Below are 21,523 nucleotides of genomic sequence, written 5' to 3' on the forward strand. Positions count from 1 at the left end.
CATCACGGTAGTGGCCGGACTCGCCCCGGACGACGTCGAAGTAGTCGCGCGCAGCGCGGCATTCGAGCAGGCACTCGCTGCATTGGGCTGGACGAAGGGCGGCACCATTGCGATCGACTATCATTGGGTTGCCAATGATCCGGCGCTCACGCAAAAAACGGCAGTTGAGGTGGTCGCGCTCGCGCCCGACGTCCTTCTCGGGTCCAGCAACAGTGCAATTGCGGCACTTTCGAAGGCGACGAGCACCATTCCAATCGTGATGGTGCAGGCCATCGATCCAGTCGGGTCCGGCTATGTCGAGAGCATGGCGAGGCCGGGCGGTAATATCACAGGCTTCACACAGTTCGAATACAGCCTCGCTGGTAAGTGGCTCGACCTGCTGCTCGAGATTGCGCCGGGCACCACGCGGGTCGCTGTATTGCGCGATCCGACGCACGGCCCGGGGATTGCGCAGTTTGCCGTGATCCAGGCGCTGGCGCCCGCACGCGGGGTGGAGTCCATTCCGATCAACCCTTCCGACGTTGCTGACATGGAGCGCCGGATAACGGCGTTCGCGAGCGTTCCCAACGGAGGAATGATCGCGACAGTGGGAGGAGGCATCTCCGCGCACCGCGCGGCAATCATTGCCGCAGTCAACAAGAACCACTTACCGGCGACTTATCCCTACCGCTACTACACCGCTGACGGCGCTCTCGCCTCATATGGTCCCGATACGGTTGGCCAGTACCGACGTGCAGCCAGCTATATCGATCGTATCCTCAAAGGAGAAAAGCCCGCTAACCTACCAGTGCAGGGGCCGACCAAATATGAACTGACGGTCAACCTCAAAACAGCGAAAACGCTGGGGCTCACCGTGCCGCCATCGATCCTCCTCCGAGCCGATGAGGTGATCGAATAAAGCCAAGCTAGCAATTGCTGCGATGTACGAGTCCGAAAGTGACACTTTTCGGACATGGCACGATGTCTGACTTTGAGTCCGTTATGCGCACCAAAACGGACATGGAAGCCGATCGGGATCGATCATCGCGGGCTCCGCGTAGCATCAAGGCGTTTCTCGAAAGCGAAGATACGCTTTCCCGGACAAGGCTTTTGCGGTGTCGACAAATCGCGATGCTGATCGCGTTCGCCGCCGTATTGCTCGAGAGTTTCAGAACGGCGAGGCCGTGAAGCCGAGCGGCTGCACCACGTCATAGGATGCCTTCGTCAGCGGCGCGGCATAGGTGACCGTGAGCGCACCGAATGGCGAGGCCCAGCTCAAGCCGCCACCGACCGAAGAGCGCACGATGTTGGCATTGGCAAGCTGTAGCGATTGGGTTGAACCCGGAAAGGTCGTCGGCCCGTTGTAACGGAATACGCTGCCGGCATCGACAAAGGCGAGCGCCTTCAGCCCGTATTCCGCCGGAACCCCCGGGATATTGCTTTGCAGCTCCGCCGTCGTCGCCCAGTACATGCTGCCGCCGACATTATCCATCGTGGTGCCGGGCGTGAGGTCGCGCGGGCCGAAACCATTGGGCGCAAATCCGCGCACCATCGAAGGGCCGCCGAAGAAGCTGTCGATCAGCGGCACCTGCTTGCCGCCCCAGCCGGTGATGTAGCCGCCTTGTGCGCGCGCCAGGCTCACCACGTCGTCGTTGATCTGATGGTAGTAGCGGAAGTCCTCGGTGGTACGCAGGAAGTTCACGTCGCCGCCGAGGCCGGCCAGATCCTGCCTGAGCGTCGAAGTGAAGCCGCTGGTCGGAGCCTTCGGATTGTCGACGGTCGAAAAAGTCGCGGTCTCGCCGACCGCCGACACCCATTGCGGGCCGGCCAGGGCTGCCTGCTGGATCGCGATCGACGCTGGCAGGGCGAGCGAGGCCGGATTGAGCGTGACTTCCTGCCTTGCGATCGAATAGCGCCACTGCACGCCCAGCTGCTCGGTCAGGGGCGTGCCGATCAGGAGCATCATGCCGTAATTTTCGGTGCCGTAGGACTGGTAGCTGTTGGCAACGCTCTCCTTGGCAAAGATATCGATGCCCCCGGAAACGCGGTTACCGAAAAAATAGGGGTCGGTCGCCGAAAGATCGATGCCGCGGGTGTATTGGCCGTAGGTGAAGGCGGAACTGAGCGCCACACCGGTGCCCATGAAGCTGCGGTCCCCGAGCTTGACCTCGGCGAGCCAGCCATCGACGGTCGAGTATCCGCCGGCGATGTTGAAATCGCCTGTGTTCTGCTCCACCACCTCGACGTCGAGAATGACGCGATCCGGCACAGAGCCGGGCCTGGTCGAGAGCTTGACGGTCTTGAAGTAGCCAAGGTTCTTCAGCCGCCGTTCGGCGCGGTCGACGAGACCCTTGTTGAAGGCATCGCCCTCGGCGATATCGAATTCGCGGCGGATCACGTAACCGCGGGTGCGGGTGTTGCCGTGGATATCGATGCGCTCGACATAGGCGCGCGGCCCCTGGGAAATCTCGAACGCCACGTCGATCCGGTTGGCAGTAGCATCGCGGACGATGCGGGGGGAGACATGGGCGAAGGGATAGCCGAGCTTGGCGAGTTCGATGGCGAGCGCCTCGTCGGTCTTGTCGAGCGCGGTGCCGTTGAACGTGCCACCTTGTTGCACGAGCAGGAGACGGCGGAGTTTTGCCGCATCAAGCCCCTCGACATGGCAGAGGACGTTGACGTCGCCGAAACGGTAGAGCGGGCCTTCGTCGACCGTGAAGGTCAGCGTGAAGCCGCGCGTTGCCGGGTCGTATTCGGCGACCGCCGAAGGCACGTTGACGTCCGCGTAGCCTTTGCTGCGATAGTAGTTGCGCAGGCTTTCGCGGTCGGCGGAGACAAGGTCGGGGTCATAGACGTCGCCGCCGATGAGGAAACTCAGCATGTTGGTGGCCGAGGTCTTGATGACGGCGGCAAGCTGCCGTTTGCCGAACGCCTTGTTGCCGACGAAATTGATCTGGCGCACCGGCGTTTTGGCGCCTTCGGTGATCACATAGACCAGGTCGACGCGGTCGTTGCCGCGATCGATGATCTCGGGCCGCACGCCGACCTCGTCGCGGCCGAGATGACGATAGGCCTCCATGATGTGCGAAACATCGGATTGCACCTGCGCACGCTGCAGCGTGCCGCGCGGCTTGGATTCGATGGTCTTGGTGAGCTCGTCGTCCTTGATCCGCTTGTTGCCCTCGAAGGCGACGCGATCGAGCACCGGCGCTTCATGCACGTGCACGACCAACCGCTCGCCGGCGCGCTCGATCGAGACCTTGTCGAACAGGCCGGTCGCCACCAGCGATTTCAGAGCGGCATCGCGCGAGGCTTCGTCAAAACGCCCATCGGCCGCGGCGTGGAAATAGGACCGCACCGTCTCGGCATCGACCCGGCGATTGCCTTCGACCTCGATGGCCGCACGCGTCTTCGCGTCGCCGTCGCGCGACTTCGCGTCGACCCGGCCGGCCGTCGTTTCACTCGCGATGCCTTGCGCACGGGCCTGCGCGCAACAAAACACGAGCGCAGCGGCAAGCAGTAGGCTTGCCGCTTTGGACCGGGAGCTTCGCCGGTGTGACGCCAGCCGCTCCGGCGCCGCCATCTCAGGCGCCATATCGCCTCATCACGTCTTGCCCGTTATCCCCCTCCGCCTGCGCCTTGATCGAATGCGCCGACAGGGGCGAAAGAATGTCGCCGATGGGGAGAGATGTCGCCTTAAGCGTTAACGGTTCGCCACAATTTTGGCTTGCCACAATTCAGACGCAGCCGTGGAACGCGCGTCCCAGAATTGTCGTATAGCCGCTTCAAATAAAACCTAGCGAATAGTGCATGATTGGCCACAGTGGGAACTGGCTTTTCCCTGCGCGCGCTTGCGTGGGGATCATTCCTGGACACCACGCCTGGGGCGATGGCTTGGCGATCCAGGACCATCGCGCTTTTGGCAGTTTGCGTCGGGGAGCATCACATGCGTTTCGTAAGCCTGGTCATCGCCTTGTTCGTGCTGGTTCAGCCCGCGGCAGGTGCGGTCACGCCGGAGATCGATCCGCGCGCCTCGCTGAGCGTGGTTCAGCAATGGATCTATAACTACCGCGCCAAGCCCGATTATGCGCATGTGCCTGCGGCGGTGCGCGTGCTTTTCCACTCGCAGACCTTCCGGGAGCCGGAGAACGCCGGCATCTATCTGGGCTTCATTGCGGGTGCGATCGCCTCCAACCCGGCCAAGGCCGAGCAGCTCGTGTTGAGCTTCTTCCCGGTCAAGCCCGAAGACGAATGGGTGATCGTGCGCGCGATCGCGTTCTCGGGCTTGCCCGAGTGGCGCAACCTTCTGCGCCGGGTTGCGCCGAAAATGCCGGGACGCAGGGTGATGATCGACAGCTATCTTGCGGGCTCGCTGCCGACGCTGACCGAGATTCCGCTGGAAGAGCCGACGCCCGGAATGATGGAAAAGATCAAGGGCGTGCTCACCAAAAATCCGTTCGCCAAGGAAGACAAGAAGCTGAAGATGCGGCAGACCTTCGCCGGCAACCAGGATCTGCTCGATACGCTCTGGGGATATTACTTCGCGACCGGCTCCTACGCCCCGATCCTGCGCATCATGCAGATGCTGCCCTGGAGCAAGAGTCGCGATACCGTCGACAAGCTCACGGTCGGCAGCATGGCGCGTTACACGCTTGCAAGCTACGCGGTTCGTGACGCGGGCCTGCGCGAATATCTTCGCAGCGAACTGGCGGTGCAGCCGGCACCGGTCAAGGTGCCGCTGGCCGAGGTTGTGGAAGCGGCCGACACCGTGCAGCTGGGTGCAGTGCGCAAGGACGCGCTTGCCGCGGTGGAAGAGCTCAAGGCGAAGGGCTCGGATGCGCGCCGCAACCTCGACTTCTGGGGCCAGGTCGGGGTCGGCGCGGTTGCGCTCGGCTGCGTCTCGGCGGCAGCGCTTGGCGCGATCGCGGTCGGCATTCCCTGCGTGATCGGCGGATCGGCCTCGCAGGGGCTGTTGTCGTTCTGGGAAAAGCAGCAGTGAAGACAGCCCGCGCCATGCGGCTTTTGAGGCGGGCCTCTTCGCTGCGGCTCAAGGCCATGACGCAGCCTGCCCGTACGTGCGAAGCGCAAGCGCAACGATCCCATGTTTCGTCATTCCGAGGTTCCGGGTCTGATGCTGACGCACCCTCGCGGAATGCCCGACGTCCTTCACTCTCCTCGCGATGACGCCGAGGCCCACGCGGGCGAAGCCTTCGGCTCGCTTTTCTCGATGATATAAGTGCTCACAATGTAGGTTTTCTTGCCGCCGTTCTAGTGTCCTGATTCCGAAGTTCGCATCATTTTGCGGCGACCTCGTCTGCGAACTTCGGAATCGAAAGGACACCAGCAAACATATTGATTCTAGTGTGGCTTTGGTTCAGAAGTCCGCATGACGAACTCGCGAGCTGCAATGATGCGGACTTCTGAACCGCCACGCTAGGCGTTTTCGGGCTTGGCAAGCGGGCAGGCGAGGGGTGGGGACGGAGTCATGCTAGCGCCCGATCGGCATGAAAAATAGACCACAGATGCAATCTGGCCCGAAGGCGCGGAAGCATCTGTGGTCGCCCTTCTGAAATAAATCCTCCAAAGGATCAGGTCATCGAAAGCCGTCGACGCAAGGCTCGCGCGCTCCTCAAAGGCTGTGATCTTTCCCTGGGCCTTGCAGGTAGAGCACAAATGCCGATACCCGGTTTGATCTCGATCAATGTTCGTCCCGATCGGGGCGCATGGTACGATGTCTGCAATCCCGAGCCCGGAATCAGCGAAAAGGAGGCGCTCATGTTTTCGGTGATCTTTGAAGTCCTCCCGAATGAGGGGCGCAAGGATGAGTACCTTGAGCTTGCCGGAAATCTCATGCCGATACTTGAGGCGATCGACGGGTTCGTCGACGTCGAGCGCTACGAAAGCAAGCGCCGGCCAGGCTGGGTATTGTCGCAATCCACCTGGCGCGACGAGAAATCGATGGTGCGCTGGCGCACCCAGCGCGATCATTACTTCGTTCAGAGCAAGGGCAGGTTCGAGATCTTTGCCGACTATCATCTGCGCATCGGCGAAATCACCTCCGACACCGACCCGCCGAAGGGGCTAAATGTGGTCGAGCAGCGCTTTGACGAGACCGAAGTCGGTGTCGCGAAACTCGTGACGTTTACGGAAGCAACGCCGGCGAAGAACAACACCTTCGCGCGGCCGGATCGGCTGCCGGCTCATCTCGGGCTCGACCTGTCGAGCGATGGCGTCGCCGACCACGACGTGTTCGAGAGCATCTATAATCCGGGAAAGCTGGTGCTGCTGACCTCCTGGAAGGACACCGAGAGGGGCCGGGCGTGGTCGCCCGCCAGCATACCGGGGTTCGACAAGCTTCGGCACCGCAGGATGCGCATCGTGCGCGATTACGGACGTTTCGATCGGCGCGAGGCGCCGCAATACTACGCAGATATCAAGCAATCTTCAAAAGGCGCCCGTTGAGCGGCGACATCCTTCGGAACAACAGAGAAGCGAGGGCGCAATGGGACTGATCTACTTTCTTGTTCTGCTTGCGGTCATCTATGCCGTCGTTTCAATCCGCGTCCTCAAGCAATATGAGCGCGGCGTGGTTTTCCTGCTCGGCCGCTTCACCGGCGTGCGCGGACCCGGACTGACGCTGATCTTCGTGCCTTTCCAGACTATGACGCGGGTGTCGCTGCGCACCGTCACCATGCTGATCCCGTCGCAGAAGATCATCACCAGGGACAACGTTTCGATCGATATCGCGGCGGTGGCCTATTATCACATCACCAACCCCGAAAGGGCGGTGATCGCGATCGAGAACGTCTACAACGCGATCAACCAGATCAGCCAGACCACGGTGCGCAACGTGGTCGGGCGCTTCAGCCTCGATCAGCTGTTGTCGGACACGGCCAGCATCAACGATCAGATCAAGAACGTCATCGACCAGCACACCGAGCCCTGGGGCACGCAAGTGACGGCGGTAGAGATCAAGGACATCGTCCTGCCGGAGAACATGCAGCGGGCGATGGCAAAGGAGGCCGAGGCCGAGCGTGAACGCCGCGCCAAGATCGTCGCCGCCGAGGGCGAATACCAGGCGGCCGTCAAGCTCGGGCAGGCGGCCGACATCATCACCGAGCATCCGGTCGCACTTCAGCTCCGCACTCTGCAGACGATGGCCGAAATCTCGATCGAGAAGAATTCCACCATCATCTTCCCCGCCCAGTTCATGACGACGGTGCAGGACGCGATCGCCATGCTCTCCAAGGACGCCAAGTCGAAATAGACCATCGCTACGCGACAAAGGTCGACGTTTGGCCGTCCCCGGCTATCAAGGGCGTCAACCGGTTCGAAGCCTGCCGCCGGGCACATCCGCCCTGGCCAACGCTTTGGATCATGATGCGATTAAGTGGAATCGCGTCATGATCTCCTCTTTTTGTTTGAGCATGATCTTTTCGGAAAACCGGTTTCCACTTTTCCGGATCATGCTCTAGAAGCCCAAATCCTCGTTCGCGTAGAAGGTGTTGAGGATGGAGACGCGAGGCTGATCAGTCTGGATCGCCGGGCGGCCGTGCCAGCTGATCTTTGTCAGCGAGTGATTGGCTTTGAGGACCACGAACGCGTATCCGACATTGGGCAGAAATGGGATGGTCTTCACCGGCTCCAGGCAATAGGAGCCGACGTTAAAGAGGCCCTTGAGGGATGCTCGATAAAGCGTTGTGCCCAAGGCTTCCTGGCTGGTGTCGGTCGGGCAATAAAGCTGCATCGTCACGACCTTCTTGCGCGTGTCCGGATGCGGCTTGATCTGGTAGCCGTCCCTGTCCCTGTAGACCACCGGTTTCGGCACCAGCTTCAGATCGTCGACGCTCGCCAACCGGTCACCGCGGGCACGAATTTCCAGCCCGTCACGAAGTCTGTTTCGGATCGCCCGCTCCAGCGCTTTCGAGGTCAACATCGTCGAAACAGCAGACCATGTCGGTCGCAGTGCAGGCTCGATTTTTTCAACATTTTCGCCGTAGAGGCGCAGCGCCGTGCGGGTTCCCGTACCGGTGATCAGATCAAATCCTTCCGCAGGGACACTGCGCACCAGGTCGCGGTAGAAATCCGCGGGAAAGTAATTGCGGAACACAATATGGGGGAAGGGCGAGGAGAAATGATCGGCAGCCTCGATGCTCGCAACCGCATGCGCGGTGAGCTCCTCGGTCAGATCAGGGACTGTCTCAGCAAGCGTCATGACGATGACTCAGAACAGGTTACGTTTGAATTGGATTAGCTTGAATTCTCAGCTCCTGGGCCAAATAAGACAACTGGCCCGGATCGTCCACCCTGAAGGCGGATTTTCGCTTTTTTGTGGACAAAAAGCGAACCCGACAATGATCCGGCGCGGTCGCCGCAGCTTCGTGTTCGATGTCCTGATCCGGCTCCGGTCACTCGTTTCGGTGCGAAAATGTTGCTTTTTGCCGTATTCATTCAAGCCCGACCGGTAATCCTCGAATTCGACGCTTTTGCAGCGCCACTCGCCGGCAGTTTGCCCGCAAGCGGCACCAGCAACACGGCAATCAGCGCCACGAGCGCGAGAAGGGCCCAGGCTTCGTTGACGGAGATTGCGAACGCCGCCCGCTCGACCATCGGGCGCACATAGGCCTCGACCGTGGCCTGCGATACGTCGGGCGGGGGATGCAAAAATAGCTGCACGTCGAGCCCGATCGCCTGCGCCGCGCTGACGTCGCCTGCGATCAGCCGGTCGCGCAGCGCGAGCCCATGCCCGACCGTGCGGCCGTAGAGAATGGTGTCGATCAAGGCGATGCCGATCGCTCCGCCGAGATTGCGCATCAGGTTGAACAGCCCGCTGGCGTCCGGCACTTGCGCGGCCGTGAGAGTACCGAGCGCCAGCCGCGTCGGCGGCAGCAGGCAGAACATGATCGCGATCCCGCGCAGAACCTGGGGCAAGAACATCTCGTCGAAATCGGCAACGCGGCTCTGGAACGCGCTCAGGCCAAGGCCGAGCGCAAACAGGGCGAATCCGCATGCCGACAGCTTGCGCGGGTCATACCTCGATTCCAGCGCCCCCGCGAGCGGCGCGGTGATGAGCTGCGCGATGCCGGTGACGAGCATGATGGTGCCGATCTCGAACGCATCGTGGCGGCGGACATAGGCGAGAAAGACCGGCATCAGATAGACCGAGCCGAACAGGCCGACACCGAGGCAGAAACTCAGGGCACAACTGACGGCAAAGGCGCGGGCGCGCAGCGTCTTCAGTTCGACCACGGGACGCGATGCCTTGAGCGTCCTCGAGGCGAAGATGGCCGCGGCTAGGCCACTTGCGAGGAACAGCGCGATGCAACGCGCCGACAGCCAACCAAGCTGCGGCGCCTGTTTGAGGCCGAGCTCAAGGCAACCGAGCGCTGCCGTCATCATGAGAAGCGAGAAGAGATCGAGTGTAGCAAGATCGTTGAAGTTCGGCTTTTCGATCGGCAGCAGGAACGGCGTGGCGAGCGCCGCAAGCAGGCCCGGTACCACGTTGATCAGAAACAGCCAATGCCACGACCAGGTCTCGGTGATCCACCCGCCGACCACCGGGCCGATGGTGGGCGCCAGCACCGCCATGATGCCGCCGAGCGTCGTGGCGATCGGGTGCAGGCGCAGCGGGAACAGCAGGAACACCGCGGAGAACACCGCCGGGATCAGCGCGCCGCCGGCAAATCCCTGAAGCACGCGGAAGGACACGAGCGTGGCAAAACTGGCGCTGGAAGCACAGCCGATCGAGGCAAGCGTGAAGAGGCCGATGGCGGCCACGAACATCCAGCGCAGCGTCAGGACGCGCGTGAGCCAGCCAGTCAATGGAATGGCAACGATCTCGGCGATCAGATAGGCGGTCTGAATCCAGCTCATCGCGTCGCGCGAGATTTCGAGCGCCTGCTGGATCGCGGGAAGCGAGGTGGCGACCACCTGGATGTCGAGGATCGCCATGAACATGCCAAGGCACATCAGGATGAAGCCGAGCCATGTCGCGGCCATCGACTCCTGCCTTGCGATGATCGCCTCGGTCATGATCGGGCACGCGCAGTTCGCGCCGCATCGAGCGCGCGATTTTCGGCGCGGATGCGGATGAAGAGCATGGCGGCGTTGAGCATTGTGAACACCAGCGCAAGAAAGGGCAGGCCGAGCACGAGCGGCAGCACCACAATCTCGCCGGCGACCACGGCGTAATTGGGATGGGAGAGATAACGATAAGGCCCTGCCGATACCAGCGGCGCTCCCGGCAGCACGATAATCCGCGTGGTCCAGCGCTGACCGAGCGTGCGCATCACCCAGACGCGCAGGATTTGCAGGCCGAGATAAGCGACCAGGGCGAAAATGTTCAACGGCCGATCATGGCCGAACAGCCAGAGCGAGATCAGCCAGGCCGCATGCAGGGCGACCATCAAGGGATAGTGCTGCGCGGAAACCTCGAAGGCGCCGCGTTGCTTCAACCTTTTCGTGTTGAGACGGGAAAAGACCAGTTCTCCGGCGCGCTGGGCCGTCACGAGGCCAAGCAGGATTTCGGCCAGTGTCATACCGCGCGCCGCAGCGCGACGCAGCTTGCGGTGAAGCCGGGTCCGAGCGCCGTGAGGAGCGAACGCGCCGGCAGGCCCTTCGCCAGCGCGCGTTGGAGGATGAACAGGACCGTCGGCGCCGACATGTTGCCATAGTCGGCGATCACGTCGCGTTCATGATCGAGCGTGCCCTGGTCGAGCGCGAGCGCGGACTCGATCGCGTTGATCACCTTGGCGCCACCGGGATGGCAGATGAACCTGCCGATGTCGGCCAGCGAAAGGCGCATGCGCGTCAGGATTTTCTCCAGAGCCGGCTTGAGTTCGGACGAGACGAATTCGGGGACGGTGCGGCGAAGGATGACGCCGAACCCTAAGGGATCGACGCTCCAGCCCATGACGTCAAGTGTATCCGGCCAAAGGTGCTCGCCGGTGCTTTCGATTTGGGTCTCTCCGCCGTCTCCGGCGCGCAGCACGATCGCCGCGGCGCCGTCGCCGAACAGGCTGGTGGCGATGATGTTGGCCTTGGTCAACTCGTCGAGCCTGAGCGCGAGCGAGCAGAGCTCGATCGTCACCAGGAGCACGTTGGTACCAGGCCGCGCCTGCGCCAGCCGCGAGGCGATCGAAAGGCCCGAAGCGCCGCCGGCGCAGCCGAGCCCGAACACCGGCACGCGGGAGACGTCGGATCGAAAGCCCATGCGGCGGTGGACGCGCGCATCGAGACTGGGAGTGGCGATGCCCGTGGAGCACACGGTCACGACGGTGTCAACGTCTGCTGCGCGAATGCCGGCGCTCGCCAGCGCCTTGCCGGCCACCTCGATGTAGAGCGCTTCCGCCCCTTCAAGAAACGCCTCGGTGCGTTCCGGCCAGCCCCGCGGCGTGAGATACCAGTCGAACGGCTTGACGCCGTGGCGCTTGATGATCCCGGTGTTGGTGTAGATGCTTGCGAATCTCTCATAGTCGGGAAAGCGGCTGCCGAAAATATCCCACGCGGCGGCCAGAACGTCCTTCTGCAAGAAGGTATGGGCAGGCACCGATGTCGCCAGCGAAACCAGGGCGGCTGAATGCATGACAAGCCTCTCGAGTCGCCTTACCGTTATCACTGGAACAGCGATCGAAATCGTTTATTTCGGTCATTGCAGAGCGACGAGTCACTAAAGCGTGAAGCAACCTCGCCAAGGCGTTGGCCCTGGAGTTTGCCTTGCCGGTGGGGTTGTTCCTTGGCATAATTTCAACCTGGCAAATCCGCCTGCGTACTGCCGCTCAAGAGCGCGAGATGACCAATCGCATATTTGCTTCCGAATTGCGCGAGAAGCTCGGATACCCGACCAGCGAAACGGTCCAGGGCCTGCGGCTTCTGAAAGCCTTCATCAGGCTCTCATCTTCGCAACGCGCCGAGGTGGTCGATCTCGTCGAGCAGCTCGCCAACGATCCCGCGCCAGTGCCCAACGGGCACTTCAATGCGCGATGAGGGCGTCGTGAGTTCGTCGCGCAAGGCAGCCGGCGAAAAAGCGAATGCTCATTGAAAGACGCATTTGATCGAAGCAATTCTGAAGTCATTCGCGCCAACGCGCTGAGCCTTTTCGAGCAAACACCCCCTTCCGCGTACCACGATGGCCAAGCCGTCATTCGATCGCAGGGCTGCATGACCTCCGGCTTCGACAAGAGCCTCGGCAGCAGAGGTCTGGCTTGATCCAGAAATACCGTTGGTCTTCTCAAAGCTCTGGCGTCGCGGGGAAAAATCAGCCGGCCGGCAGCCGCAAGGTGGCCCAAGCCGGCTCACTCCCGGCAGCGAAGGGCGTGAATCGCCACAACGGGGGAAATGTGGTAACCCACAAAAAACGGGGAAAACAGAAAAACAGGAGGAAGGCGTCCATGGCCGAACCGAAACTGGAAGTACCGACTGAATTGCGCGATCTGGCCGAAAAGACCATTGATCAGGCAGAAAAGGCCTTCGGTATGTTCTTCGATGCCGCCAACAAATCGGTGGGGTCGATCCCCGGCCCAGGGACGGAAATTTCCAAACAGGCGTTGTCGTTCACCCAGCAGAACATGAAGGCCGCCTTCGAACACGCGCGCAAGCTGGTTCACGCCACCGATCTTCAGCAGGCCATGCAAATCCAGTCGGAATTCCTGCGCAGCCAGTTCACTAATGCCGGCGAGCACATGCGCCAGATCACGGGCGAGGTGATGACGGCGGCCAGGGATGCGGCAAGGCCCAAATCCTGAAAGCGAGAGCGCATTCGCCTGATATGATGAGAATGCGTGCAATCGCTGCCCACAAATTAATCTTGCCTGGGCAGCCTTCATTGGATTTCAATTTTCCGTGCAGGTCCTTGACGGGCCACCGGATGTCTTCATCCGCCGTCCGTCAACCTTTCTGCTGATCCCTGCCGGCTCTGCCGGCAGGGATTTGCTTTTGTCGATGCGGTCAGACAAAGCGCAGTCGCACCGCGTCGAGCCCGATTCCCTTTGGCGTCGCGGTCCAGGTCTCGCCGGGGGCGATCGGCATGGCCTTGGTCAGCGTGCCGGTGGTGACGATTTCGCCGGCGGCAAGCTTCGGGTTGACAGGATCGGACGCAAGCAGGCCGACCAGATGGCGCAGTGCGGTGAGCGGGCCGCCCAGCACATTTTCCGCAGCCCCGCGATCGATCACATGGCCGTTGCAAGAAAGTTCGATTTCGAACGTGGCAAGCGTTCGCCGCCACTCCGCCGCGCGCGGTGCGAAGGGATGACGCGGACCGATCAGCAGCGCCCCGTGCACGCCGTTGGCGGCGATGGTGTCGCTGGCCTCGAACTTCCATCCCGGAAAGATCGACTGCACGATCTCAAAACCGAGCGCGGTCCACTCGATGCACCCTGACAGGGCCTGCTCGTCCATTTCGGCCGAAGGTGACGCGCCAAGCCCGAACATGATCTCGGGCTCGATGCGCGGTTCGGAAAACGGCTTGAGCGGGAGCGCCTCGAGCGCATCGAGTTCTCGCGCGCTGCGGTCGAACACATAACCCCAGACCGGCGCATAGACGCCGTATTGCGGCCAGATCGTGCGATTGGTGAAACCGATCTTGCGGCCCACCACTTCCGCGCCCTCGGCCTCGTACATCTGCCGGACCAGGGGAGTGATGCGGTAGGCATCCTCGATACTCAAGGCGGCAGGGCGGCCGGAGAATGGCGGGACCTGGCGGGTGTTGCGGAGTGCGCTGAACGCCTCGGCTGCGATCGCTTGCAGCCTTTCGGTAGGTTGGCTCGTGTTCATCTGTCCTGCTCGATCGGGGTACGAAAGGCTCAAACCCCGATTGTTTCCTCCGGGCGCCGCTTTTGCACGCTTTATTTGCGCATCGAACCGATATAGGCCGCAATATCGGCCGCCTCGTCGCGGCTGAGCGGGAAATTCGGCATCTTGGGATGCGGTTCGAGCAGGAAGGATGTGATCTTCTCCGAACTGAAATCCGATTTTTTGGCGATGGCGGTGAACGGGGGAACGTCGGCGCTTGCCTGCTTCTGGTCGCCGTCAACCACGTGACAGGTAGCGCACCATCGCCGGGCAAGGTCGGCGCCATGATCGGCGTCAGCTGCGGAGGACGCTGATGCGCCAACGGTCGCGGCCAACGCAGCAGCCATCAAAAGAACCAAAGGATGCCCGAGATCCGCGCCCATTCGATGCTCTCCTCCGACTTGCCGGTTGCGAAAACGAAACGTTTTACGCCTCTCGGGTGGAAGCAATGCCGCGCGTTAGCCCGCAAGCCATTGATCCTGATCAAAGGGCGGCGCTGCACCGGCGGTTATTTCTGGTGGCCCGGTTCTGACGCGGCGCGGCTTGTCGGCCTCCGAGCTTGAGGAACTCGCAGCGCCGGCCGGAGTCATTTACGCCATTTTGCTTCTGTTATTTGCGACGATGCCATGAATGGCCAGCCGCAAATTTGGGCGAGGCGCCGCGTGATCATGCCGCAGGATGCCATCAACCAGTTCAGGCTCGCCGCGACCTTCCTTTGCCTGTCAGCCTCGGTCGCTTCCGCCCAGGACCCCGCGGCCGGCCAGATATCGTTCTCGCGATGTGTCGGCTGCCACTCCATTGGCGTCGATGCGAAGAACAAGAATGGACCGCAGCTCAACGCGCTGGAGGGGCGCAAATGCGGAAGCGTCGAGGGATATGTTTATTCAAACGCCAACAAGGACTGTGCCTTCACCTGGAACGAAGCCAATTTTGTTGAATATATCCGCGATCCCAAGGCCAAGATTCCCGGCACGAGAAAATCCATTTCCGGCATCAGGGATCTGACCGAGGCCAAAAACCTGTGGGCCTATCTGCGTCAGTTCGGTCCCAATGGCCTGCTGAAATAGCCGCGGCATTTCATTTTTCATTGTCGCCCAGCAACCTGCCGGTGATCTTGTTGATGAGATGGATGCGGGCGCAGGCCGGGCAGTTAACGGTTTCGTAAGCGTCGGGATGATCTGTCGGCGCAGCATCCGGCATGTGAATCTGAACGTTCATGCCGGTCTGTGTGCAGCGAAAGATCAATTTGCGCATTTCTCCGTTTTGACGCCTTGCAGGCGTCTTGCATTGATCTGGCGCAAGGCTTGCGGGACGACGCTTCTACAACTGTCGCTCTGACAGTTTCGCCCTGTTTTATGGATAAGGCGCAGGTCCGAGTGTCGCGATCAGCGGTTTGTCGGTCGGCGCCGGTTTCAGATCGCTCGAAGTAGCATCGCCGAGAAACTTGTCGAGTGTCGCCTGGATCTTCTCCTTGACCGAATCCGGACCACGGTCGCTCATCCAGGTGTGCTGAAACTGGGTCTTCACGATGTCGATGTTGTCGGCCTTGGCCTCCTGCGGCGTTGGCAGCACGCCGGGATCGGTCCTGAAGTTCGGATCCGACGAGCGGAAGGACAGGATCTTCATCTTGTCGTTGAGCACGAAGGGAACGCGCAGATTGTCGAGCGTGATCACCCTCGTAACCAAGTTCGGATGCTCCTTGGCGCAGAACATCGCAATATCGCCGCCGTTGGAATGGCCGACCAGCGTCAGGTGATCGTAGTCGGCGTTCGGCTGCAGCTTTTTCAATTCGCCGAGCACGAACAGGATATTGGCTTCGCCTCGCTTGTAGACTTCGAGGCGGCCGACATAGGGCAGGCCGACCCTGGTGACCAGCGGCGGGTCGGTCGCATTGTCTTGCTGGATGCTCGCCACCAGATATCCTCGCGCGGCGAGCACGTTGGCGAGGAACGAATATTCGGTGTTCTTGACGGTGTTGCCGTTGCTGATGATCGCGACCGGAAGCTTCCAAATGCCGGCATTGGCTTTCATCTCATAATCGCGACGCACGGCAAGATCGACCGACACCGGCCGGGCGCGATCGGTATCGAAGAGATTCAGCGTCTCGTGTCGAATGGCCCACTTGCTGGCCGCGACGTAAGCAGCGCCGGCCACAAGGCAGAGGCAAGCCAAGACGGCCAAAGCCCGTTTCATGTGTTCCCACCCTAAGAATTCTTCTCCAAAGAGATGGTGTTTCAACGCAGATGAAGCGAGTTCCGCCCATGGGGGCAGCAAATTAATTTTTGTAGAGTTTTTGCTTCGCAGCATCGGCCCGCTATTGTGCGTTGCAAAATTTGCACAAAACTCGAACCCAAAAGCCGAATCCGGGGCTCGAATCCAATTCTCGAACTCAAGACTCGAGCCGAAATGCCGATATTCCGGGCGCCGCGTGATCGGCCGATTCCATTGCGGGAACGTGATCGGCCGCGCGCTCGCGGATCATCGCGACCACGGCATCGATCGCCGAGGTGATGGCGGGGCGCCGATAGGCCCAGCGCGGGTCACCGTCGGGGGAAGCGATCACCATGGTTGCGTTGGCCTCGAACAGCAAAAGGTCGCCGCCACCGTTTAATCCGAAATCGACCCCGGCATAGTCGAGGCCAAGCACGTCGCCGATAGCGGACAGCGCTGCCATGGCCTTGTCGCCAATCACGCTGCGCATATCGGCAAGGAAGGCCGATTCCTCGGCTCGATGCTCTGCCTGCTCGGCCATGTCCGAGGTGAAGTAGTGCACTTTCCAGTTTCGGGAGATCGCCAGATGCAGCGGATAGATCTTGCCGCCGATCAACATGACGCGATACTTGCGCGCGCTGCCGTCCTCGCCGCGGGCGTCAAGATACTCGATTATCAGAAGCTCGCTGCCCGGCAGGCTTGCGGCGGCGTCGGGCAAATCGGTTTCATTCTCGACCAGGATGAAATTGCGCCCCGTGTGATATCCGGGAGAACGCAAGAGCAGCGGGAAGGTGAGTTTCTGGTTCAAAACCCACGCAGAACCATTTGGACCTGTGAAAACATCGCGAGCGGTCAGCAGGATTTTCGGGACCACCAGTCCCCCAAGGTGAGCGAGCCGCCGCGCATTGTCGATGCGCCCGGTCCTCATCACCGCGCGCGGATCGTTGATGAGGGGTGCACCGCTGCGCGAGGTCAGCTGGATGGCGTCTTGCAACGCACCCCCGCACAGGTCGGCATCGCCGATTGCGTTGAAGATGAGCTGGTGTGGCGGAAGGGGCGCCGCGGGATCGAGATAGTCGGCCACCGCGACCGAAGTCGAGAAAATGCGATCGTCAAGAAACGGGGCGGTCGGAATGTTGCCGCCGCCCGAGGATACCAGCTGCAGGAGAGTTACCGGCGGCCGGCTGCCGCGGTAGGGCAGGGTCGAGATCGCGTGGCCTTGAAAACCTTTGCGGAAATGCTCGCGCGCGCGGTCGTACTCGCCAAAATCGGCCAGCACCGCGCCCAATCCCTGGTGCGCCTGCGCGTGATGCGGATCGGATTTCAGCGCCGCCTCGTAGTGCACGCGCGCCTCCTCGTGCCGGTTGGCGCGAAGCAGGAGGTTGGCGAGGTTCACGCGCCCCATCGGGTTGTCGGGATGGTGGAGGATGGCCTCGGCATAGACGCGGCAGGCGGCGTCGATCGCGCCCATGGCGGCGAGAAGCGTTCCGAATTCGTTGAGCGCACTGAAATTGGCAGGCCAGCGCTTGAGAATGTCGATGAAAGCGAGCTGCGCCTCTTGCCGCCGGTCCAATGCACCAAGTAGCGCCGCGCGTTCGATTTCGATGGCGACCTCGCCTTTGCCGGCTCGCGCCAGCAGTTCGTCGAGCTCGCGCAACCGCGATTGCTGTGCGAGGCGGGGACCCCAACCGTCGGCAGGTTCAGGTGCGAGGGTCGCCTTCTCTTTCGCTGCAGACTGGCTTTGCATGAAATTTGAAAGATTTCATTTTTGGGCCGCCACTATCGGCTGATTCGCTCTTCGTTCGCGACCCGTTTTGAGGACCTGACCTGCCGGCGATCTCGGCGGAAGTGGGGTCCAAGTACAGTTCCGGCTTTCTTCTTCGGCAGGAATCGTTGCACAAGGATGCATACACCTCACAAGGACCTTGCCTGTGAACGATGTCGCCAGATCGGAACTGCCGAGAGAGATCGCGGTGCTTGGCGCCGGAATCGAGATCGGAGCGTCGCAGCGCGGAACCCTGATGGGACCGGCGGCGCTGCGCACGGCGGGTTTGTTGACCCTGCTCGAGAGCCTTGGCTTTTCGGTTGAGGATCACGGCGATCTGTCCGTTGCCGGCGTGCCCGAGCTCGACGACGTTCCGCCCGACAACTGCAGGCATTACCGCGAGATTCAGCGTTGGACCCGGACGCTGAGCACACGCGCCTATGAGCTTGCCCATTCCGGCGTGATCCCGATCTTCATCGGGGGAGATCACTCGCTGTCGATGGGGTCGGTGAACGGCGTGGCGCGCCATTGCCGCGAAACCGGCCGTGACCTGTTCGTGATGTGGCTCGACGCGCACGCCGACTACAACACGCCTGCGACGACCATCACCGGCAACATGCATGGCATGTCCGGTGCCTTTCTGTGCGGCGAGCCGGGGCTTGATGGCCTTCTGGGTAACGAGCCACGCGCCTCGATCGATTCCAGCCGGCTCGAATTGTTCGGTACGCGCTCGATCGACAAGCTGGAAAAGGAGCTGGTGCGCGAGCGCCGCATCAGCGTCGCCGATATGCGCCATATCGATCAGTTTGGCGTCGGAATCCTGATGCGGCGGGCCATCGACAGGGTGAAGGCCAGCAACGGCGTGCTGCATCTGAGTTTCGACGTCGATTTTCTCGATCCCGACGTTGCTCCCGGCGTCGGCACGACGGTGCCTGGCGGGGCGACCTATCGCGAGGCGCATCTGATCATGGAGATGCTCCACGATTCCGGAATCGTTCGCTCCGTCGACATCGTGGAACTCAATCCGTTCCTCGATGTGCGCGGCCGCACCGCGCGCGCTGTCGTCGAATTGGTCGGAAGCCTGTTCGGCCAGCAAATCACCGACCGCCCGACGCCGACGAACGCGATCGATCCGGATCGGTGAGCAGCCTCTGCCCCGCGGAACCTTTCGCCGAGCCGTGCGATTGACGTGAAGTGGAAACGTCAGTGCGAGGTGGTTCGATGACCGAAAGTCATTCGAAACAGGGAGGTGTGCGTCCGGTCTGGATCGCACTTGCAGTCGCAATCTTCGGCGTTCTGGCGATGCTGATTGTCGATCACGGTCCCTGGAGCCGCGCCCACGTCCAGACCGCGGAACTAGCCAACCACCACACGACCGGCGAAGCCGCGCGTTCCGCAGGCGCCGCTGTGGAGCCGACCTTGCCAAGGCCCGCGCTGGAACCGGAAGCGCCAGGGCCCAGGCCGGCGCAGCCGGCAAATCCGCAGACGCGGTAAGCGTCAGCGATACTTAAGCGAAATGAATACTTTGGATCAGGTTGCTCAGCGGATGCTGACGAAGGTGCCCCAAAGCGCCGCGAGAATCGCACCTACGAACACATAGGACGGATTGTCGCAAAACGTGCCGCCATAGCTGCACAACGTATTGCCAAACGAGCCGATCTCGTGGTGGGAGGCGGCATAAAACAGGCCCGAGAGGACGACCAGGGCTCCGGCTACAAAATACATCGCCCCTCCTGAAAGGGTAAACCTCAATGGCCTGAAAGAGCGGATTGCCCCGGATCATGATGCGATTAACTAGAATCGCATCTCTTTGTTTGAGCATGATTTTTTCGGAAAACTGGTTTCCACTTTTCCGGATCATGCCCCAAGACATCCGCTCTTACTCGAGACGATATTGCCGCAACGGCGTTGCTATTCCGAAAACAGAAAGGGCAAATTTTTCATTACCAGCCACGGGGAGGTGTCCGGACGAGCTCGAGCCCTGGAGGCAGCCAGATGGTGCGGACTAGCTCCGTAACCTTCAATTGATGAGCCGCCCGCACTTCACATCTGGCGGCGTTCCAGATACGAGCGCGAATGACTGCGCGTGCCGATCCACCTGCGCGCCGCGTTGCTATTTCTCGCCGCCGGCGGCCACTGCCTCGAGCGCGATCTTGTTCTGCGCGACCTCGGCCTGGAGGCGGGCGATGTTTTCCAGAAGGCGCTGGCTGGTCAGGACGAGAAAGTAGTAGCCGAATTGCGGATTCTGGAAATAAATCTCGAGCAGCTTCTCGTACGTGATCGTCAGCACCTGGCCGTCTTCCAGGCATTGCACCGTCGCCGTGCGACGGTTGTCGGGCGACAGGAAGCCGAGCTCGCCCATTATGTTTCCCGGCGGCAATTCGACATTGATTTCCTTGACCAGGAATTTTCCGGTGATGGTCATGAACATTTCGTTGGCGACATCGTCCTTTTTGAAGAGCACATCGCCCTTTTTATATTTACGCTCGCTCATGAACGGCTTCAGCCATTCCATCGAAGTGTCGCCTTGCGTGGCCGTGCGCGCCATCTTCACCAGATGAAGCATCTGTCGCAGGCGCCAGGCGTTGATGGGGATCAGCAGAAGATACAGCAGAAATGTCGTGATGGTTCCTGTGAGCGCGCCGAAGCCTGCGTAGAATGCGCAGCCGATCATGTTGGCCACCCGCAAGGGAACCATGGTCTGGGTCAGCAAGGTGGCGACGAAGAAGATCGCGCCGATCAGCGCGAACAGGTTGGCAAGCGTGATGTTGGCGAGAAAGATCTCCAGGAACCGATTGAAGATCGCCTCCCAGGTGACGTTGTTCGGATCAAGGCCGAGCTGGATCAGGATCTTTGCGACCCTGAGATTTTCCGCGGCGGTGTCGAGGATGCGGTTTAGAACCGTCGACACGTCTGCACTCGTCATCGGATCCTCCCGCACAAAATTGCCGGTAATCGCCATAAATCGCGCGCCGTCTGAAACACGACAGCAGGTAGCCTCGGATTGAAGGAGTTAGTACCGGTCCAGATGCCTGCGATCAACTTCTACTCCAGGAGCGCCTGGCCGCAGCCCTTCAAGCCGGAGCGCAATCAGGGTTTGCGGCGATGAAAATCGGAGATGGTGAGTTCTGAGAAATAGGTCGTCCTATCGGCCATCGGCGCATCCAGCGGTGCGGGGCTGACAACGACCCTGCGACCTTTCCTCCGCATTGCAGCGCCCGATCGCGGCACTTTGGGCTTGGGGGTAGGTGGGGCCGCCGGCGGTGAAGGACAGGTTCCAGCGCCGGCGCCGGTATGATCCGATGAAAGTTGCCAGGCGACGCATTCCTGGCCGGAGAAGCTCACGACCTGGCAGGCTCCGCGTCCGAATTGCGCGCATCCCTTGGCGGCCTTCGCCTCGGCCTCCGCTTGCGAGGCCATCTTCCAGTTCGAGGAGTAGGAGCCATTGGCGGTGAAGCCGACCGCGCCCCACGGCATGTCGCTTAAGGCCGCATTCGGCTGGCTCGGCAGCGGTGCGGGAATGGGAACGGGGCTCGGCGGGACGTCGTCCATTTTCGGCGGCGCGGGGATGGGAGCCGGTGCCGGGCGGCTTGGCGCCGGCGGCGGCGAATCGGGAGAACTCATCGACGTCTGCGCGATGACAAGCCCGTCGAGGGGACGCAACAACGTCTCGGAGGCGAGCGCATCTCGAACAGGCGCGGCTGCGATCAGAGAAGTCGTGATCGCCCCTGCAAACGATAACGCAAAGGGTCGAACGGCTCGCATTGTCCAAGTCAACTT

The 21,523-nt window shown here is 61.3% G+C and carries 22 protein-coding genes; 9 read left to right on the forward strand and 13 right to left on the reverse strand.

Annotated features, from left to right (window positions below; translation table 11 throughout):
- Window positions 1-898: ABC transporter substrate-binding protein (locus VNX23_RS28080; RefSeq protein WP_325634831.1), on the forward strand; the 898-nt coding region annotated here is incomplete at its 5' end.
- A 249-nt stretch (window positions 899-1,147) separates the two neighbouring features.
- Here the strand turns inward: VNX23_RS28080 and bamA are convergent.
- Window positions 1,148-3,574, reverse strand: coding sequence for an outer membrane protein assembly factor BamA (gene bamA / locus VNX23_RS28085; RefSeq protein ID WP_325634832.1), 2,427 nt, complete (start codon window positions 3,572-3,574; stop codon window positions 1,148-1,150).
- Window positions 3,575-3,925: 351 nt separating this feature from the next.
- Here bamA and VNX23_RS28090 point away from each other — a divergent pair, with 351 nt between their 5' ends.
- The 3 genes from VNX23_RS28090 (at window position 3,926) to VNX23_RS28100 (ending at window position 7,246) form a co-directional block, all read left to right on the forward strand.
- Window positions 3,926-4,978: a hypothetical protein gene (locus tag VNX23_RS28090; protein ID WP_325634833.1), complete on the forward strand. Its 1,053-nt coding sequence runs from the start codon at window positions 3,926-3,928 to the stop codon at window positions 4,976-4,978.
- Between the two features lie 674 nt (window positions 4,979-5,652).
- Entirely contained in the window at window positions 5,653-6,441 is a 789-nt protein-coding gene (locus tag VNX23_RS28095) for an antibiotic biosynthesis monooxygenase (protein WP_325634834.1), read from the forward strand.
- A 40-nt stretch (window positions 6,442-6,481) separates the two neighbouring features.
- Complete coding sequence (locus VNX23_RS28100; RefSeq protein WP_325634835.1) at window positions 6,482-7,246, forward strand: SPFH domain-containing protein; 765 nt, start codon at window positions 6,482-6,484, stop codon at window positions 7,244-7,246.
- A gap of 204 nt (window positions 7,247-7,450) precedes the next feature.
- Here VNX23_RS28100 and VNX23_RS28105 read toward each other — a convergent pair whose 3' ends face one another.
- The 4 genes from VNX23_RS28105 to VNX23_RS28120 form a co-directional block, all read right to left on the reverse strand.
- A complete protein-coding gene (locus VNX23_RS28105; RefSeq protein ID WP_325634836.1) occupies window positions 7,451-8,194 on the reverse strand; it encodes a hypothetical protein in 744 nt (247 codons plus the stop codon).
- A 236-nt stretch (window positions 8,195-8,430) separates the two neighbouring features.
- Window positions 8,431-10,011, reverse strand: a complete 1,581-nt coding sequence (locus VNX23_RS28110; protein WP_325634837.1) for a DHA2 family efflux MFS transporter permease subunit — start codon at window positions 10,009-10,011, stop codon at window positions 8,431-8,433.
- Window positions 10,008-10,517, reverse strand: a complete 510-nt coding sequence (locus VNX23_RS28115; RefSeq protein WP_325634838.1) for an isoprenylcysteine carboxyl methyltransferase family protein — start codon at window positions 10,515-10,517, stop codon at window positions 10,008-10,010. The genes VNX23_RS28110 and VNX23_RS28115 overlap by 4 nt, the downstream gene beginning before the upstream one ends.
- Window positions 10,514-11,563 (reverse strand): type III polyketide synthase, encoded by a 1,050-nt coding sequence (locus VNX23_RS28120; RefSeq protein ID WP_325634839.1) that lies wholly within the window; start codon window positions 11,561-11,563, stop codon window positions 10,514-10,516. Before VNX23_RS28120 ends, VNX23_RS28115 begins: the two co-directional genes overlap by 4 nt.
- 206 nt (window positions 11,564-11,769) lie before the next feature.
- Between VNX23_RS28120 and VNX23_RS28125 the strand changes: the two genes are divergently transcribed.
- Complete coding sequence (locus tag VNX23_RS28125) at window positions 11,770-11,964, forward strand: hypothetical protein (protein WP_325634840.1); 195 nt, start codon at window positions 11,770-11,772, stop codon at window positions 11,962-11,964.
- 404 nt (window positions 11,965-12,368) lie between these two features.
- Complete coding sequence (locus VNX23_RS28130; protein ID WP_325634856.1) at window positions 12,369-12,722, forward strand: phasin; 354 nt, start codon at window positions 12,369-12,371, stop codon at window positions 12,720-12,722.
- Window positions 12,723-12,924: 202 nt separating this feature from the next.
- Here the strand turns inward: VNX23_RS28130 and VNX23_RS28135 are convergent, their stop codons facing one another.
- Together VNX23_RS28135 and VNX23_RS28140 are read right to left on the reverse strand one after the other, a co-directional pair.
- Window positions 12,925-13,749, reverse strand: coding sequence for a 2-keto-4-pentenoate hydratase (locus VNX23_RS28135; protein WP_325634841.1), 825 nt, complete (start codon window positions 13,747-13,749; stop codon window positions 12,925-12,927).
- Window positions 13,750-13,820: 71 nt separating this feature from the next.
- A complete protein-coding gene (locus tag VNX23_RS28140) occupies window positions 13,821-14,114 on the reverse strand; it encodes a c-type cytochrome (RefSeq protein WP_414643098.1) in 294 nt (97 codons plus the stop codon).
- Window positions 14,115-14,435: 321 nt separating this feature from the next.
- On the opposite strand from VNX23_RS28140, the gene VNX23_RS28145 reads away from it, so the two are divergent.
- Complete coding sequence (locus VNX23_RS28145) at window positions 14,436-14,834, forward strand: c-type cytochrome (protein WP_325634857.1); 399 nt, start codon at window positions 14,436-14,438, stop codon at window positions 14,832-14,834.
- A 10-nt stretch (window positions 14,835-14,844) separates the two neighbouring features.
- Here the strand turns inward: VNX23_RS28145 and VNX23_RS28150 are convergent, their stop codons facing one another.
- From VNX23_RS28150 to VNX23_RS28160, 3 genes are all read right to left on the reverse strand, one after another.
- A complete protein-coding gene (locus tag VNX23_RS28150; RefSeq protein WP_325634843.1) occupies window positions 14,845-15,021 on the reverse strand; it encodes a hypothetical protein in 177 nt (58 codons plus the stop codon).
- 99 nt (window positions 15,022-15,120) lie between these two features.
- Window positions 15,121-15,960, reverse strand: coding sequence for an alpha/beta hydrolase (locus VNX23_RS28155; protein WP_325634844.1), 840 nt, complete (start codon window positions 15,958-15,960; stop codon window positions 15,121-15,123).
- Between the two features lie 196 nt (window positions 15,961-16,156).
- Entirely contained in the window at window positions 16,157-17,725 is a 1,569-nt protein-coding gene (locus tag VNX23_RS28160) for a tetratricopeptide repeat protein (protein WP_325634845.1), read from the reverse strand.
- A gap of 184 nt (window positions 17,726-17,909) precedes the next feature.
- On the opposite strand from VNX23_RS28160, the gene rocF reads away from it, so the two are divergent.
- On the forward strand, window positions 17,910-18,887 hold the full coding sequence (gene rocF / locus VNX23_RS28165) for an arginase (RefSeq protein WP_325634846.1): 978 nt from the start codon (window positions 17,910-17,912) through the stop codon (window positions 18,885-18,887).
- 77 nt (window positions 18,888-18,964) lie between these two features.
- Complete coding sequence (locus VNX23_RS28170; protein ID WP_325634847.1) at window positions 18,965-19,237, forward strand: hypothetical protein; 273 nt, start codon at window positions 18,965-18,967, stop codon at window positions 19,235-19,237.
- A gap of 45 nt (window positions 19,238-19,282) precedes the next feature.
- Here VNX23_RS28170 and VNX23_RS28175 read toward each other — a convergent pair whose 3' ends face one another.
- The 3 genes from VNX23_RS28175 to VNX23_RS28185 form a co-directional block, all read right to left on the reverse strand.
- A complete protein-coding gene (locus tag VNX23_RS28175; RefSeq protein WP_325634848.1) occupies window positions 19,283-19,468 on the reverse strand; it encodes a hypothetical protein in 186 nt (61 codons plus the stop codon).
- Between the two features lie 388 nt (window positions 19,469-19,856).
- Window positions 19,857-20,669: a cyclic nucleotide-binding domain-containing protein gene (locus VNX23_RS28180; protein WP_325634849.1), complete on the reverse strand. Its 813-nt coding sequence runs from the start codon at window positions 20,667-20,669 to the stop codon at window positions 19,857-19,859.
- A gap of 164 nt (window positions 20,670-20,833) precedes the next feature.
- Window positions 20,834-21,508 (reverse strand): DUF4189 domain-containing protein, encoded by a 675-nt coding sequence (locus tag VNX23_RS28185; RefSeq protein WP_325634850.1) that lies wholly within the window; start codon window positions 21,506-21,508, stop codon window positions 20,834-20,836.
- Window positions 21,509-21,523: the final 15 nt, after the last annotated feature.

This window comes from Bradyrhizobium sp. (genome assembly GCF_035570375.1).
Taxonomy (GTDB): Bacteria; Pseudomonadota; Alphaproteobacteria; order Rhizobiales; family Xanthobacteraceae; genus Bradyrhizobium.